Below are 14,969 nucleotides of genomic sequence, written 5' to 3'. Positions count from 1 at the left end.
CGAACGGAGCCCTATGAATCAGACATCTCGCGCCGTGAGAATCCTGAATGTCGATACGCTCTAAGGCTCGACCGCCGCCTGCAATACGAGCGCCAGGCGTTTACGCAGGTTGGCCTGACCTTCTTCGTCCAGGTCGTGGTCGGCGCTGATCGCCTGGGACATGCAGACGCCCATGATCAGGTCTCCGGCCAGACGCGCGCGCACATCGGCGTGAGGGCCGCCCAAGTAGGCGGCGAACGGGTCATGGAAATGGGTGCGCATCGAGCGCCGCAGCGGTTCGGCTGCGGCCGGCGACGAGGCCGAACGCAGCATGATGAGCAGGTACTCGACCCCCTGATCGACGTCGCGATCATCGAGTATCTTGGCGGCGACCCGTGTACCGAAATCACCCAGCTCGCCCTCGAACAGATCCGAGGAGTCGGGCGCGCAATTCAACACCTCGACGAACAGCTCTTCCTTCGATCCGAAATACCGAGACACGAGAGCAGCGTCGACTTTGGCGGCGGCGGCGATCTCGCGGAGACTCGCCCCGTCGTAGCCTTCCTTCGCAAAGCGGTGATGCGCCGCGTCTAGGATGGCCTGCCGTGTCGCGGCTGCGTTCCGCGTGCGGCCAGGGGCCGGTAGATCGGTCATTTCTTTGTTTCGCACCCTTGTTGTCATCGCTTGTTGACTTATGTAGGAGGTGTGGCTGTAAAAGTCATCAACCGTTGACTTGGGCGCCTCCCCGCGCCTGGTGGGATAATTCATGCGATCGTTTTTCGCGCCGTTGATCGCAACGGCTGCTGCTGCATTGGTTTTGGCTGGATGCAGCAAGGCCGAAGGGCCACCTCAAATGCCGGCGCCGCAGGTGTCGGTGGCGACACCCCTGCGGCAATCCGTCGTCGATTGGGACGACTTCACCGGCCGCTTCGAGGCGCCTGAGCGCGTCGATGTGCGGGCTCGCGCTGGCGGCTATCTGCAAAGCGCCAACTTCCGCGAGGGCCAGTTCGTCCAGAAGGGGCAACTGCTGTTCCAGCTGGATCCGCGCCCGGCCCAGGCGCAGCTGTCCGCCGCCCGCGCCCAGGCCCAGCTCGCCGCCAGCGACCTGGTCCGCGCCGAGAGCCTGTTGAAGGCCCAGGCGATCAGCCGCGAGGAATACGACAGCAAGCGCGCCGCCAACGAGGTGGCGCAGGCGACCGTGCGGGCGCGTGCGCTCGATCTCGAATTCACCCGCGTGACCGCGCCGGTTTCCGGCGTCGTCTCCGACCGCCGCGTCGACCCGGGCAATGTGATCTCCGGCGGCGGCTCCGGCGCCGACGTCCTGACCACCATCGTCTCGACCACCCCGATCCACTTCGTGTTCGACGCGTCGGAAGCTCAGCTTCTGAAGAACCAGCGTCAGACCGGGAAGGGCGGCAAGGTCCAGATCCGTCTGCAGGACGAGGCCGACTATCGTTGGACCGGCCAGATCGACTTCACCGACAACAGCCTCGACAACGCCTCCGGCGCGGTGCGCATGCGCGCCGTGGTCGCCAACCCGAACGGCTTCCTGAAGCCCGGGATGTTCGGCAAGGCCAAGGTCGAGGGCGGCCAAGCCTATGACGCCATGCTGGTGCCCGAAGACGCGATCGTCGCCGACGGCGCCCGCAAGGCGGTGAACGTGGTCGCGGCCGACGGCTCGGTGACCATGAAGCCTGTGACGCTGGGTCCGCTCAGCCAGGGCCTGCGGGTCATCCGCACCGGCGTGCGGCCTGACGACAAGATCATCGTCAACGGCGCGGCCCGGATGATGATGCCGGGTCAGAAGGTCAAGGCCACCCTGGTCAAGATCACGCCCAAGGGCGCGGCTGAACGCACGACGACTGTCACCATTCCCGTGGCCTCCAGCGCCACCCCCGCCGGCGCTCAGTAGCGCCAGGCAACGGGACAGGACCTCATGCGCTTTTCGCACTTCTTCATCGATCGCCCGATTTTCGCGGGCGTCATCGCGGTGTTCATCACCCTGATCGGGGCTTTCGCCCTGCCGTTGCTGCCGCTCGCGCAGTACCCGGACATCGCGCCACCGACCATCGCGGTCACCGCCGTCTATCCGGGCGCCTCGGCCGAGACACTGGCCGAGACGGTCGCTGCGCCCATCGAGCAGGAGATCAACGGCGTCGAGGACATGCTCTACATGACCTCGTCGTCGACCGCCGACGGCATGGCGACGATCTCGGTCACCTTCAAACCGGGCACTGACCTCGATGCGGCTCAGGTTCTGGTTCAGAACCGGGTCGCCCTGGCCGAACCACGCCTGCCCGAACAGGTGCGCCAGACCGGCGTGACCGTGAACAAGCAGCTTTCCGGCTTCCTGCTCATCGTGGCCCTGACTTCCAAGGACCCGAACGCCGATCTCGACTATATCGGCAACTACGCCAACTCGACGCTGCGCGACCGCTTGCTGCGGATCGACGGGGTCGGCGGCGTGCAGGTGTTCGGCGGCGGCTTCTATTCGATGCGGGTCTGGATCGACCCCGGCAAGGCCGCAGCCCGTAACCTGACCTCCGGCGAAATCGTCGCCGCGCTTCGGGCCCAGAACGTCCAGGCCGCCGGCGGCGCGCTTGGCCAGGCTCCGTCCGACACCGGCGCGGCCTACCAGCTGCCGGTCCAGGTCCAGGGTCGTCTGGCCGATCCCGAAGAGTTCGGGAATATCGTTATCCGCACTGACGCCGACGGCCGCGTGACCCGCGTTCGTGACGTCGCGCGTGTCGAACTCGGCGCGCAGGACTACGGGATGCGCGGCTACTTCAGCGGCGATCGCGGTATCGGTCTGGCGATCGTCCAGCAGCCGGGATCGAACGCGCTGGCTACGGCCGCCGAGGTCATGAAGGCGGTCGAGGAACTGAAGCCGACGATGCCCCAGGGCGTCAGCTACATGATCCCCTACAACCCGACCGAGTTCGTGCAGGCGTCGGTGGCGTCGGTTCAGAGCACGCTGTTCGAAGCGGTGATCCTGGTGGTCATCGTCATCATGGTCTTCCTGCAAACCTGGCGCGCGGCGATCATTCCGATCATCGCCATCCCAGTGGCGCTGGTCGGCACCTTCGCGATCCAACTGGCGCTCGGCTATTCGCTCAACTCGCTGTCGCTGTTCGCCCTGGTTCTCGCCGTCGGCATCGTCGTCGATGACGCCATCGTCGTCGTCGAGGCGGTCGAGCGAAACATCAAGCTAGGGATGACTCCACGGGAGGCGTCCTATCGAACCATGGACGAGGTGTCGGGCGCCCTGATCGCCATCGGCCTGGTGCTGCTGGCCGTGTTCGTGCCGACCGCCTTCATGCCCGGCATCCCCGGCATGTTCTTCCGCCAGTTCGCCGTGACGATTTCGGCGGCCTCGGTGATCTCCCTGATCGTGTCGCTGACCCTGTCGCCAGCGCTCGCCTCGATCCTGCTCAAGCCGCATGTCGAGCACGACGCCAACTCCGGCCCGCGCTGGATGAGGCCCATCAAGTACGTCGGTCACAAGTTCAACTCCGGCTTCGACTGGCTGAGCGACAAGTACGGCGCCCTGACCGCACGTCTCGTGCGGGCCGGGATGATCATGCTGGTGCTCTATGCCGGTCTGATCCTGATGACCGGATGGCGGCTGACCGCCACCCCGGCTGGGTTCATCCCGCAACAGGACCAAGGCTTCCTGATCGGGGTCGTCCAACTTCCGCCGGGCGCCTCGCTCGAACGGACGGACGCGGTGGTCCGCAAGGCCAGCGCCATCCTCATGGACACCCCCGGCGTCCAGAACGTCGCGGCCTTCGCCGGTCTCGACGGGGCGAGCTTCTCGTCCAGTTCGAACGGCGGCGTGTTCTTCGTGAAGCTCGACGACTGGTCCAAGCGCGGCAAGGACCAGACGGCCGAGGCCATGGCCGGTCAGGTCATGGGCCGGTTGGGCGGCATCCAGGAAGCCAATATCTTCTTCCTGGCGCCTCCGCCTGTTGAAGGCATGGGCAACGCTGGCGGCTTCAAGATGATGGTCCAGGACCGTTCGGGCGCCGGCTATCATGCGCTGGAACAGGCCGCCAACGGCCTGGTCGGCGCCGCCGCCCAGTCGCCGGAAACCACCGTCGGGGTGTTCTCGCAGTTCAACACCGGTTCGCCGCGTCTGAGCGCCGAGATCGATCGCGACAAGGCGCTGTTGATGGGCGTGCAGCCCGGCGACATCTACGCCGCGCTCGGCACCTATCTCGGCTCGACCTATGTGAACGACTTTAACCTGCTCGGCCGCACGTTCCGCGTGACCGCCCAGGCCGAGGCCGAAGCCCGGGACGATCCGGCCGACATCGCCGCGATCAAGGTCCGTTCCGCCGCCGGCGGCATGGTGCCCTTGGGCTCGCTGGCGACCATCAAGGACGAAACCGGTCCGATCCGTGTTGTTCGCTACAACATGTTCCCGGCCGCCGAAGTCCAGGGCGGGGCGCCTCCCGGCGTTGCGTCGGGTGATGCGCTGGCGACCATGGAGCAACTCGCGGCGAAGAACCTTCCGCAGGGCTTCAGCTACGAGTGGACCGAACTCGCCTACCAGGAGAAGGCGGCTGGCAGCTCCGCTGTCCTGGTCTTCGCCCTGGCCGTCGTGTTCGTGTTCCTGGTGCTGGCCGCCCAGTACGAGGCCTTCACCTTGCCGCTGGCGGTCATCCTGATCGTGCCGATGTGTATTCTGGCGGCCATGGTGGGGGTCAATTTACGAGGCCAGGACAACAACATCCTGACCCAGATCGGCCTGATCGTGCTGGTGGCTCTGGCGGCCAAGAACGCCATCCTGATCGTGGAGTTCGCCAAGCAGTCGGAGGAGAACGACGGGGTCGACCGCTTCGAGGCGGCCATCCGGGCGGCTCGCACCCGTCTGCGGCCGATCTTGATGACCTCCTTCGCCTTCATCCTGGGGGTGTTGCCGCTGGCGATCGCCACCGGGCCCGGCGCGGAAATGCGTCAGGCCTTGGGGACCGCGGTGTTCTTCGGGATGATCGGGGTGACGTTCTTCGGCCTGATCTTCACGCCGGTCTTCTACGTCCTCTGCCGCGCCCTGGCCGCTAAGCTTCCGCAGCCGAAGCGTAAGGAGAAGGACTATCCCACCACTGGTGGCGGCACGCCGCACCATCCGATCGAGTACGAAGGAGGCGCCAAGTGATCCGCCGTTCGCTTATCACCGCCCTCCTGACCGCGTCGGCGCTCAGCGCCTGCGCGGTGGGGCCCAGCTACCAGGCGCCGGGGCCGATCGCCTCGTCGCAGGGGCCTTTCGTCAGCGCCGAGCCCACGATCGCCACTGCTGAAGCGCCTCCGGGCGACTGGTGGCGGCTGTTCCAGGACCCGACCCTCGACGGTCTGGTCCAGGAGGCGCTGGTCGCCAACAAGGACATCGCCGTCGCCGCGGCCAACCTCTCCCGCGTCCGCGCGGTGCTGAGCGAGAGCCGCGCCGGCCTGCTGCCGTCGACCACCGCCTCGGCGGCCGGCCAGCGGGTCCGCAGCCAGAATCCCGTGAACGGCCAGTTCGCGGACGCCGACAACTATTCGGCCGGCTTCGACATGTCCTACGAGGTCGACCTGTTCGGCCGCGTTCGTCGTAACCTGGAGGCCAACCGCGCCGACGCCGCCGCGGCCCAGGCCGCGCTGGACGTGGTGCGCGTCTCGGTCGCCGCCGAGACGGCGCGCGCCTTCGCCGACATCTGCGCCGCCAACGCCCAGATCTCGGTGGCCAAGCAGACCTTGGAGCTGCAGCAGCAGACCCACGACGTCACCGTGCGGCAACTCGATGCGGGCCGGGGCACGGCGCTGGACACCTCCAGCGCGGCGACCCAGCTCGAAACCACGCGGGCGACCTTGCCGCCGCTGGAAGCGCAGCGCTCGTCGGCCCTGTTCCGCCTGGCGCTCTTGACCGGCAAGCCGCCGGCGGAAGCTCCCAGCGCGGTGCTGGCCTGCAAGGCCGTGCCGCAAGTGGCCGCGGCCCTGCCGGTCGGCGACGGCGCGTCCATGCTGGCTCGCCGCCCGGACGTGCGTCAGGCCGAGCGTGAACTGGCCGCCGCCACTGCGCGGATCGGCGTGGCCACGGCCTCGCTCTATCCTTCGGTGAGCATCGGCGGATCGATCTCGACTGCGGCGGCCAACAGCGGCGATCTCGGCGACGACTATCAGTTCAATGTCGGGCCGCTGATCAGCTGGAACTTCCCGAACATCGCCGCCAGCCGGGCGCGCATCCGTCAGGCCGGCGCCAGCGCTGAGGCGGCGCTCGCCAACTTCGATAAGGCCAACCTCACGGCCCTGCAGGAGACCGAGACCGCGCTCACCCAGTACGCCCGCGAACTCGACCGCCGCACGGCCCTGCGCCGCGCCCGGGACGAGGGGGCCAAGGCCGTCCGCCTCGCGCGCCTGCGCAACGAGGCCGGCGTCGACAGCCTCCTGACCCTGCTGGTCGCTGAAAAGAACCTGGCGCAGCTGGAGGCCCAGCTCGCCCAATCCGACGCCCAGGTCACCACCAACCAGATCGCCCTCTTCAAGGCGCTGGGCGGCGGCTGGACCCAAGGCTAGACGACGAAACGGCGGGCTCCCTTCCGGGGAGCCCGCCGCTACGCCCCGGCTATCGCTCCTAGCTGCGGCAGAAATTCTCCATTGTGACGCTAACTCCTATCGACAAGCTAGGAATGTAAGCGGCTGCGCTCAGCGCCGCGTCCGTCACGGGAGACCACGATGACTCAATCCACGCGCCCCGCGCGTCGAACCCTGCTGGCCGCAGGCGCGGCCCTCGCCGTGGTCATGGCCGGCCCGGCCGCAGCCCAGAGCGCCGCGGACGCCATTCATCAACGGGTGCTGACCCTCGACAGCCATGTCGACGTGCTGCTGCCGGGCGCCAATCCGCGCAGCTTCGCCGCCGATGGAAAGTCGTTCTCGGAGCTGTCGAAGCTGCGGGCGGGCGGCGTCGACGCGCTGGTCTACGCCGTCGCGGTGTCGACTGGTCCGAGGACGCCGGAGGGCTACGCCGCGGCCCGCGCCGAGGCCGACGCCAAGCTGGCCGCCATCCGCAAGATCGCCGCCGATCATCCCAGCGACATCGCCATCGCGCTGTCGGCTGACGAAGTCCGCCAGATCGTGGGGCAGGGGAAGGTGGCCATCCTGATCGGCTTCCTGAACGCCTACTCGCTGGGCGAGGACGTCGCCGGCTTTGACCGGTTGCAGAGGCAGGGTGTGCGGGTCGCGGGCCTGACCCACGCGGGGAATAACGCCTTCGCCGATTCGTCGCGGCCCCAGGCCGGGGCGGGCGAGGAACACGGCGGCCTGTCGCCGCTGGGGAAGGCCGCGGTGGCGCGGCTGAACGATCTGGGCGTCCTGATCGACATCTCCCAACTCACCCCCAAGGGCGTGTTCCAGGTGCTGGAACTGTCGCGCGCGCCGGTGGTGGCGACGCACTCGGCCGCCCGCACCCTGGCCGACCACACGCGCAATCTGTCCGACGCCGAGCTGGACGCCATCAAGGCCAAGGGCGGGGTGGTGCAGGTGACGCCGTTCAACAGCTATCTCTTGCCGCAGGCGCCCGACTATCCGGCTCGGCTCGCGGCGTTGCGGACCCGCTACGGGCTGGATCCGACCAAGAGCGGCTACCAGGGCGGGGACGACCTGGGCCAGCCCCAGCGCGACGCATTCTTCGTCGCCTACAAGGCCCTGTCGCCCCAGGCGAACGTGAAGACCTATGTCGATCACATCGACTACATCGCCCGGCGGATCGGAGTGGAGCACGTCGGGATCGGCACCGATTTCAATCACGGCGCGGGCATCGAGGGGTTCAAGGACGAGAGCCAAGCCCCGGCCGTCACACGCGAACTGGTGGCTCGCGGCTATAGCGAAACGGAGGTCGCCCAGATCTGGGGCGGCAACTTCCTGAGGGTGCTGAAGACCGCAGAGGCGGCGGCGAAGCCTTAGTCTGGAGCAGCGAGAGCGTCCTGCGCGGCCGTTCGAAGACGTCAGCACACAAGAGGCGGCGAGTCCGAGATTCGCCTGGCATGGAACCGGTCGGATTGCGTGAGCATTCAAGCTCAACCAACCCGGTGGATTGGATGAGTATTCAAGCCCAACGAGAAGAGGAGGTACGAATATGGTCCGACTGACAAATCCCGCGGCGAGCGTACGGCTCGTCGCTGTTTTGGTGGTGGGTGCATTGAGTCTCAGCGCCTGCGCGACGCAGAAGTATGTGGACGAGCAGATCGCTGGTGTGAACAGCCGCATCGGCACGGTCGACGCCAAGGCGCAGGACGCGATCCAGCGCGCCGACGCCGCCTCGAGCGCCGCCCAGGCCGCCGCGGCCGACGCCCGAAACGCCAACGAGCGTCTTGACCAGCTGACCCCGAGGGTCGATCGCCTCGAGCAACGCCCAGCGAAGATGCCGAGAAACTGATCGGCGTAGTTGGGACGTTCCAGGCCGATAGGCGTTCGCTATCAGCGCCAGCTTAGTGTTGGGCGCTGGGTTCGGGAGCAAGGTTTATGCGCGATGCTCCGAGAGCGGTCGTGACGGCTTGGGCGCTTTGCCTAGGCGTGCTGTCGGCCGGGGTGCTCTTGCCCTCGGTCGCCGGCGCGCAGGCGACGGATCAGGTTGACGACGGCGCGACGCTCGCGTCGGAGGCGGTGGTGCAGGTCGCGGACTGGGTTATCGCCTCTCGCGACAACAACGGCCTGCCGTTCGTCATTATCGACAAGGCCGCCGCCGAGGTGTTCGTCTTTGGCCCGAGCGGCCAATTGAGGGGCGCGGCCCCGGCCCTGATCGGCTTGGCCCGCGGCGATGATTCCGTACCCGGGATCGGCGATCGCGAACTCTCCAAGATCCGCCCGGAGGAGCGCACCACCCCGGCCGGCCGCTTCCTGGCCGGGTTCGGCCCCAGCGCGCACGGCGGCGATGCTCTTTGGGTGGACTATGAGACCGCGGTCTCGCTGCACCCGGTGGTCACCAGCAACGCTAAGGAGCGCCGCCTTCAGCGCCTGCAGACGCCGACCCCGGACGATAACCGCATCACCTTTGGCTGCATCAACGTCCCGGCCGCCTTCTATCAGGAGCTTGTGCTCCCAGCCTTCACCGGCACGAACGGGATCGTCTACGTCCTGCCGGAAACCAGAGCGCTGGACCAGGTTTTCCCCAGTTTCCGGTCGCAGGCGACCCACACTACGGGCCTCGTCGCGGCAAGCGCCGCCCCGGAGCCATCGGCCGCAACCGGCCTGGCCGCCAACGGACTTCCCGGAAGTTTGGATGCTCATTAGCGCGGCGCGGCCTGCGATCGCGCCGCGCTAACGCCCCGGGCGCGAGCAATCATTTTCGACGCCGCTAGATGATTTTGGATGCTTGTGCGCAGGCCCTGTTATCCAGCCTGATTGGCGGACTTCACGGGTCTCTGGGCGGGAAATCACCCCGCGACAGCAGGGGAAAATTGGTCGGAGTGGCAGGATTCGAACCTGCGACCCCCGCGTCCCGAACGCGGTGCTCTACCAGACTGAGCCACACTCCGACTTTGGAGGGCGCCTTATAGGGGAGGCTCGTCTGCGCCGCAAGCATCTCCGCGTGCGCCAAAAAGAACCTTTTTCGGGGCGTTGCATCCGGCGAACTGTTGGGCTATCTCCACGCCCTCGCCGCGGGGCGACTATCCCGCGAGCCGTTCCTGCTGGGGAATGGTGTAATGGTAACACTGCGGTTTTTGGTACCGTCATTCTAGGTTCGAGTCCTAGTTCCCCAGCCACTTCCTCCTAAGAGATCAGCCGGACCTCCGGCCCAGTCCTCAGCGGACTTCACGACGCCATTCTAGCCGCCACTGTCGGAGTTCTCGCCCAGCCTATCGCCGCGCGTGACGACCTATTCCGTCAGGACGCTGATGATCATCGGGATCGCGAAGCCGAGGAAGAGGCCGAAGGTCACCAGCAGGGCCACGAGGACGAAGGCGTATTCCGGGCTTTTGCCGGCCAAGCGAGGCGGGCTCTCATGGATGGCTTTGGGCATGACCTGGATCTCGTCGTTGATCTCAGATCAACGGGGCGGCGCAGTCAGGGTTCCGCGCCGCGCCTCGGCGGGGCTAGGCCCCGCCCAGCGTCAGGCCCGCCGCGTCCGGTGCGGTCGATGCGCCGCCGTTCAGGGCCTTCTGCATCCAGACGATGTCGACCCAGCGGCCGTGCTTCCAGCCGAAGCCCTCGCCAACCCCAGCGGGCTTAAAGCCCAGCGACGTGTGCAGGCCGATAGAGCCGGCGTTCTGGCTGTCGCCGATCACCGCCACCACCTGGCGGACGCCAAAGGCTTCGCAGGCGTCCAGCACGCCTGTGAGCACCGCCTTGCCGACCCCGCGGCCGAGGGCGTCAGGGGCGATATAGACGCTGTCCTCGACGGTGTAGCGATAGGCCGCGCGCGGCCGGAACGGGCCGGCATAGGCGAAGCCCAGCACCTGGCCCGCCTCCTCGGCCACCAGATGGGGCAGGCCGCGCTCAATGATGGCCAGGCGGCGGGCGGCCATGTCCTCGGCCGAGGGTGGAACTTCCTCGAAGGTGCCGAAGCCGTGCAGGACATGGTGGCCGTAGATGGCGGCGAGGGCGCCGACGTCCTGCGGCGTCGATGGTCTGACGATCATTTCTCCCAGCCCCGTTCGTTCGCCCAGATCGCGAAAGCGTAGTCGAGGGCGATCTCCTTGAGGAAGTCGAACCGCCCCGAGGCGCCGCCGTGGCCGGCCTCCATGTTGATCTTGAGCAGGATGGGAGCGTCGCCTGTCGAATATTGGCGCAGCTTGGCTACCCATTTTTCGGGCTCCCAATAGGTGACGCGGGGGTCCGACAGGCCGCCGGTGGCCAGCACCGGCGGATAGGCCTGGGCGGCGACCTGGTCATAGGGGCTGTAGCTGGCGATGCGGTCGTAGGCCTCCGGGTCCTCGATGGGGTTGCCCCATTCGGGCCACTCGGGCGGGGTGAGCGGCAGGGAGGTGTCGCTCATGGTGTTCAGCACGTCGACGAAGGGCACGGCCGCGATGATCCCGGACCAGAGGTCTGGCCGCAGATTGACCACAGCGCCCATCAGCATCCCGCCGGCCGAGCCGCCATAGGCCACCATGCGGCCGGCCTTGCCGTAGCCCTCGCCCGACAGGTGCTCGGCGCAGGCGATGAAGTCGGTGAAGGTATTGGTCTTCTTGTCCTTGCGGCCGTCGAGGAACCAGCCCCAGCCCTTGTCGGAGCCGCCGCGGATATGGGCCACCGCCCAGATCCATCCCCGGTCCACCAGGCTGAGATTGCGGATCGAGAAGCTGGGCTCCATGGCGTGGCCGTAGGAGCCGTAGCCGTAGAGCAGCAGCGGCGCCGAGCTGTCCAGCGGCGTGTCCTTCAGCATCAGGACGGTGATCGGCACCTGCGCGCCGTCCTTGGCCGCGGCGTAGAGGCGGCGCGCGACATAGCGGGCCGGATCGTGGCCGGAGGGGATTTCCTGGGTCTTGCGCAGGGTCCGCTCGCGGCTCGTCATGTCGTAGTCGAACCACTGCCGGGGCGTGGTCGGGGACTGATAGACGAAGCGGGTGAGGGCGGTGTCGTACTCGAACCCGCCCTCCAGCGAGAGGGCGTAGGCCTCCTCGTCGAAGGCGATCTCGTGCTCCTCGCCGTCGCGAGGCATGACTACGATGCGGTCGTTGGCGTTGACCCGTTCGGCTCGGACCAGATGGCCGGCGAAGGCCGCGAAGCCGGTGATGAAGCGGCCCGGCTGGTGGGCGACGAAATCGGTCCAGGTCGAGCGGGCCGGGATCTCGGCGTCGGAGGTCGTCAGCTTGAAGTCCACGGCCTCGTCGGCGTTGGTGCGGATCACCCAGCGGTCGGTCCAGTGGTCGAGGTCGTATTTTACGCCGATCTGCCGGGGTTCGGCGACGAACGGCGGTCGGGTCGGCTCGGCGGCTGGGATCAGCCAGATCTCGGTGGTCTCCTGATTGCCGACATGGACGACGATATGGCTGTCGTCGGAGGTCGTGCCGATCCCGAGGAACATGCCCTCGTCGGCTTCCTCATAGACCAGCACGTCATCGCCGCCGCGCGCCGGGCGGCGGAAGACCTTGGACGGGCGGGCGTTCTCGTCGCGCCAGATCCAGAACAGCCATTGGCTGTCGGGTGAGAAGGTGAAGTCGCCATAGGCGCTGTCGACGGCGTGTTCGAGGGTCTCGCCGGTCGCCAGGTCCTTGACCCGGATGGTGTAGTACTCCGAACCCTGCTCGTCGGCGGCCCAGGCGTAGAGCCGGTGGTCGGGGCTGTGATGAGCCGCGCCGACCTGGAAGAAGGCCTTGTCCTTGGCCAGGGCCACCTCGTCCAGCAGCACCACCTCGCCGTCGCCGCGCCCGCGCGGCCGGCGGCCGTGGATGGGGTGCTCGGCGCCGATCTCGTAGCGCACATAATAGTCCCAGGCGCCGTCGGGCGCAGGGACCGAGGAGTCGTCCTCCTTGATGCGGCCTTTCATCTCGGCGAACAGCTGGGCCTGCAGGGCCTCGGTCCCGGCCAGCAGCGCCTTGGTGTAGGCGTTCTCGGCGTCCAGGTGCTCGCGGATATCGGCGCGCAGGACCTTGGGGTCGCGCAGGACCTCTCGCCAGTTGTCGTCCTTCATCCAGGCGTAGTCGTCGGTGCGCGTGCGCCCGAGTTGTTCGATGACTTTGGGATCGCGGCGGGCGACGGGGGGCGTGGGAGCGGTCATGGACCGTTACATGCGATGGCCCGGGCTCAGGCTCAAGGTTCGACGCGAATTCCGTCCTGGCGCCGCACTGTCACTGCGAAGACACGCGGCGAAGGAACGCATGTCATGGCGACATCAAGGCGCGTTGCCTTAGCCATGTTCTTAACCACCTACTGCAAGTGTCGGATACATACGAATTCAGTAGTTAGGGGCGTCAATGGCTTGGGACCTTGCGGTGGAGTTGATCCATGCGACGGTTCAGCTTGAGCAACCGTTGGGCGACGGCACGCGGACCGTCGGCACGGGGTTTCTGATCGCCGAGACCGCGCCGGACGGCACGCCTCGCACCGTCCTGGTCACCGCCAACCATGTGCTGTCCAAGATGCCGGGCGCCGAGGCGCGCATCGGCTATCGCATCGCCAACCCGGATGGCAGCTGGAGCTATTCGCCCCAGACCGTGCGCATCCGTGACGCCGCCGGCGGCAAGCTGTGGACGCAGCATCCCTCGCGCGACGTCGCCGCCATCTCGATCAAGGCGCCCGACGAGTTCGCCAAGGCGGCCATTCCGCTCAGCTGGCTGGCGCAGGACGACACCTTCCAGACCAATCAGGTCGGGGCGGGCGACGAGATGATGGCGCTGGGTTTCCCGCGCGGATTGGCCGCCAACCAGGCCGGCTTTCCGATCCTGCGGGCGGGCCGTGTGGCCTCGTTCCCGGTGGCGCCGGCCCAGGTCTTCCCGACCTTCCTGCTGGATTTCACGGTGTTCCCAGGCAATTCCGGCGGGCCGGTGTTCATGTCCCAGGCGGCGCGGCGGCGGGTCGGGGCGACCGAGGCCCACGAGGTTCAGTTCATCGCCGGCCTGCTGACCCAGCAGGTCGAGTTGAACAGCGAACGCCTGGAGATCGGCATCGTCACCCACGCCAAGTTCATCCGCGAGACCCTGGCCCTGATGGACGATCCGCAGGCGCCGATCACCCAGGCCCGCAATGAGGTGGTGACGGGCGCCAGGGCCGCCTCAGCGGAAGAAGCGGTGTCCCGGGACTAGCTTTCGGGCCGGGTTTGCGACGAAGCGCGGCCTGAACACGACGGGCGTGTTTGATCGGGGCGGCTGCTGGAGGTGTTATCGCGCGCTCCAGCTTGGCCGCCGCCGAGCGTCTCCCGGACATTGATTTCTGATGCGTTTTGCCCTGATCACTCTCGCCGCCTGCGTGGCCGCGACCTCGTGTGTCGCCGCGCCTGTTCCACAACCTCGGACCGCCGCCGCCGTCCCGCTGTTCCCGGGCTTGGCCCTCACCGGCGAGGAGCCGGTCGCCGAGGGCGGCGAGGTGCTGATGAACGAGAACGATCCGATCGCCTTCGTGTCGGGCGTGAAGCGCGCCTACGTCGTCGCGGTGACGCCCGAGGAGGTTCACGGCTTCTACCTCGGCAAGCTGGGCGGCAAGGTCGACTACAGCTCCGAGGATGGACATGAGAGCATTCGGCCAGGGGGCTCGACGCCGGTGATCCTGTCGCTCGACGCGCACGGCTTCGATGTTGAGCTGGGCCCCGATGGCCGCGACATGCCCGGCGCGAAGAAACGCGGGCTGCTGACCAAGTTTCGCAAGCCGCTAGCGAGCGGGGAATGGGTGCAGGAAAGCCAGTTCCAGTGGATCGTGCGCGACGCCAAGGGCGATCTGCGTAGCTTCCACGTGTCCGTTCAGGACCAGGGGCTGGCGCGTGATTGGTCCAGCTATCGACCCAACACGGTGGTCGAGATCACGGTCAATCAGTTCCGGCAGTAGCCGTTCGCGGCTTCAAGAACCCCTGGACCTCGCGGGAAATCCCGCGAGGTCCAGATGGCGGATCGCTCCGCGCAGGGCGCGGCTCTTAGGCGCCGTAGACGACCGAAATGGTCTCGGCGATGCAGGCGGGCTTGGTCTCGCCTTCGATCTCGATGGTGCACTCGTTCTTCAGCTGCATGCCGCCGGCCTTGGCCTCGGCGCCGATCAGCTTCTGGCGCATGCGCACGCGCTTGCCGACGCGAACCATGTTGATGAAGCGCACCTTGTCGGAACCGTAGTTGATGCCGCGGGTCACGCCCGAGATCGGCAGCATGCCGGCGCCCAGGAACGGGATCAGCGACAGGGTCAGGTAGCCGTGAGCGATCGGCCCGCCGATTTCCTTGGTGGCGCGCTCGACGTCCACGTGGATCCATTGATGGTCGCCGGTGGCTTCGGCGAATTGATTGACGCGTTCTTGGGTGATTTCCACCCAATCCGACACGCCGACTTCTTGGCCCACCAGGCCAGGCAGGTCCTTGAACTCCACCGGGTTCATC

Annotated in this window: 13 protein-coding genes and 2 tRNA genes; 9 read left to right on the top strand and 6 right to left on the bottom strand. The window is 67.2% G+C overall.

Annotation, left to right across the window (positions count from 1 at the left end):
• Positions 1–60 precede the first annotated feature (60 nt).
• Positions 61–813 carry a TetR/AcrR family transcriptional regulator gene (locus tag ASE02_RS08680; protein ID WP_235536647.1) on the bottom strand — a complete coding sequence of 251 codons (753 nt, stop codon included), beginning with the start codon at positions 811–813 and terminating at the stop codon, positions 61–63.
• 19 nt (positions 814–832) lie between these two features.
• Between ASE02_RS08680 and ASE02_RS08675 the strand changes: the two genes are divergently transcribed.
• From ASE02_RS08675 to ASE02_RS08650, 6 genes are all read left to right on the top strand, one after another.
• Entirely contained in the window at positions 833–1,891 is a 1,059-nt protein-coding gene (locus tag ASE02_RS08675; RefSeq protein WP_235536646.1) for an efflux RND transporter periplasmic adaptor subunit, read from the top strand.
• Positions 1,892–1,915: 24 nt separating this feature from the next.
• Positions 1,916–5,137, top strand: a complete 3,222-nt coding sequence (locus ASE02_RS08670) for an efflux RND transporter permease subunit (protein WP_056733182.1) — start codon at positions 1,916–1,918, stop codon at positions 5,135–5,137.
• Positions 5,134–6,531 carry an efflux transporter outer membrane subunit gene (locus tag ASE02_RS08665; RefSeq protein ID WP_156405976.1) on the top strand — a complete coding sequence of 466 codons (1,398 nt, stop codon included), beginning with the start codon at positions 5,134–5,136 and terminating at the stop codon, positions 6,529–6,531. Before ASE02_RS08670 ends, ASE02_RS08665 begins: the two co-directional genes overlap by 4 nt.
• A 159-nt stretch (positions 6,532–6,690) precedes the next feature.
• A complete protein-coding gene (locus tag ASE02_RS08660) occupies positions 6,691–7,917 on the top strand; it encodes a dipeptidase (protein WP_056733180.1) in 1,227 nt (408 codons plus the stop codon).
• A gap of 172 nt (positions 7,918–8,089) precedes the next feature.
• Positions 8,090–8,389, top strand: a complete 300-nt coding sequence (locus ASE02_RS08655; protein WP_200957645.1) for an alanine-zipper protein — start codon at positions 8,090–8,092, stop codon at positions 8,387–8,389.
• Between the two features lie 86 nt (positions 8,390–8,475).
• Positions 8,476–9,243, top strand: a complete 768-nt coding sequence (locus tag ASE02_RS08650) for a L,D-transpeptidase (protein ID WP_200957644.1) — start codon at positions 8,476–8,478, stop codon at positions 9,241–9,243.
• 168 nt (positions 9,244–9,411) lie between these two features.
• On the opposite strand, the gene ASE02_RS08645 is transcribed toward ASE02_RS08650, so the two are convergent.
• A tRNA-Pro gene (locus tag ASE02_RS08645) sits at positions 9,412–9,488 on the bottom strand.
• Positions 9,489–9,642: 154 nt separating this feature from the next.
• On the opposite strand from ASE02_RS08645, the gene ASE02_RS08640 reads away from it, so the two are divergent.
• Positions 9,643–9,716, top strand: a tRNA-Gln gene (locus ASE02_RS08640).
• 113 nt (positions 9,717–9,829) lie between these two features.
• Here ASE02_RS08640 and ASE02_RS22290 read toward each other — a convergent pair.
• The 3 genes from ASE02_RS22290 to ASE02_RS08630 all read right to left on the bottom strand — a co-directional run bounded on the left by ASE02_RS22290 (position 9,830) and on the right by ASE02_RS08630 (position 12,673).
• Positions 9,830–9,973, bottom strand: a complete 144-nt coding sequence (locus ASE02_RS22290) for a hypothetical protein (protein ID WP_156405975.1) — start codon at positions 9,971–9,973, stop codon at positions 9,830–9,832.
• A 73-nt stretch (positions 9,974–10,046) separates the two neighbouring features.
• Positions 10,047–10,592 (bottom strand): GNAT family N-acetyltransferase, encoded by a 546-nt coding sequence (locus ASE02_RS08635; protein ID WP_056733177.1) that lies wholly within the window; start codon positions 10,590–10,592, stop codon positions 10,047–10,049.
• A complete protein-coding gene (locus ASE02_RS08630) occupies positions 10,589–12,673 on the bottom strand; it encodes a S9 family peptidase (protein ID WP_056733175.1) in 2,085 nt (694 codons plus the stop codon). The genes ASE02_RS08635 and ASE02_RS08630 overlap by 4 nt, the downstream gene beginning before the upstream one ends.
• 196 nt (positions 12,674–12,869) lie before the next feature.
• Between ASE02_RS08630 and ASE02_RS08625 the strand changes: the two genes are divergently transcribed.
• Positions 12,870–13,697: a serine protease gene (locus ASE02_RS08625; protein WP_056733173.1), complete on the top strand. Its 828-nt coding sequence runs from the start codon at positions 12,870–12,872 to the stop codon at positions 13,695–13,697.
• A 130-nt stretch (positions 13,698–13,827) separates the two neighbouring features.
• Positions 13,828–14,433 carry a hypothetical protein gene (locus tag ASE02_RS08620; protein WP_056733171.1) on the top strand — a complete coding sequence of 202 codons (606 nt, stop codon included), beginning with the start codon at positions 13,828–13,830 and terminating at the stop codon, positions 14,431–14,433.
• Positions 14,434–14,518: 85 nt separating this feature from the next.
• On the opposite strand, the gene ASE02_RS08615 is transcribed toward ASE02_RS08620, so the two are convergent.
• Complete coding sequence (locus tag ASE02_RS08615; protein ID WP_056733167.1) at positions 14,519–14,968, bottom strand: MaoC family dehydratase; 450 nt, start codon at positions 14,966–14,968, stop codon at positions 14,519–14,521.
• Position 14,969 lies beyond the last annotated feature (1 nt).

Source organism: Phenylobacterium sp. Root700 (assembly GCF_001429025.1).
Lineage (GTDB): Bacteria > Pseudomonadota > Alphaproteobacteria > Caulobacterales > Caulobacteraceae > Phenylobacterium.
Note: the sequence above shows the minus strand (reverse complement) of the source record. Positions and strands in the feature narration are given on the sequence as shown.

Excerpts from the sequence above, each read along its gene's own strand:
- ASE02_RS08675 (WP_235536646.1), top strand. The coding sequence starts at position 833 with ATGCCGGCGCCGCAGGTGTCGGTGGCGACACCCCTGCGGCAATCCGTC.
- ASE02_RS08670 (WP_056733182.1), top strand. The coding sequence starts at position 1,916 with ATGCGCTTTTCGCACTTCTTCATCGATCGCCCGATTTTCGCGGGCGTC.
- ASE02_RS08660 (WP_056733180.1), top strand. The coding sequence starts at position 6,691 with ATGACTCAATCCACGCGCCCCGCGCGTCGAACCCTGCTGGCCGCAGGC.
- ASE02_RS08655 (WP_200957645.1), top strand. The coding sequence starts at position 8,090 with ATGGTCCGACTGACAAATCCCGCGGCGAGCGTACGGCTCGTCGCTGTT.
- ASE02_RS08650 (WP_200957644.1), top strand. The coding sequence starts at position 8,476 with ATGCGCGATGCTCCGAGAGCGGTCGTGACGGCTTGGGCGCTTTGCCTA.
- ASE02_RS22290 (WP_156405975.1), bottom strand. The coding sequence starts at position 9,973 with ATGCCCAAAGCCATCCATGAGAGCCCGCCTCGCTTGGCCGGCAAAAGC.
- ASE02_RS08635 (WP_056733177.1), bottom strand. The coding sequence starts at position 10,592 with ATGATCGTCAGACCATCGACGCCGCAGGACGTCGGCGCCCTCGCCGCC.
- ASE02_RS08630 (WP_056733175.1), bottom strand. The coding sequence starts at position 12,673 with ATGACCGCTCCCACGCCCCCCGTCGCCCGCCGCGATCCCAAAGTCATC.
- ASE02_RS08625 (WP_056733173.1), top strand. The coding sequence starts at position 12,870 with ATGGCTTGGGACCTTGCGGTGGAGTTGATCCATGCGACGGTTCAGCTT.
- ASE02_RS08620 (WP_056733171.1), top strand. The coding sequence starts at position 13,828 with ATGCGTTTTGCCCTGATCACTCTCGCCGCCTGCGTGGCCGCGACCTCG.
- ASE02_RS08615 (WP_056733167.1), bottom strand. The coding sequence starts at position 14,968 with ATGAACCCGGTGGAGTTCAAGGACCTGCCTGGCCTGGTGGGCCAAGAA.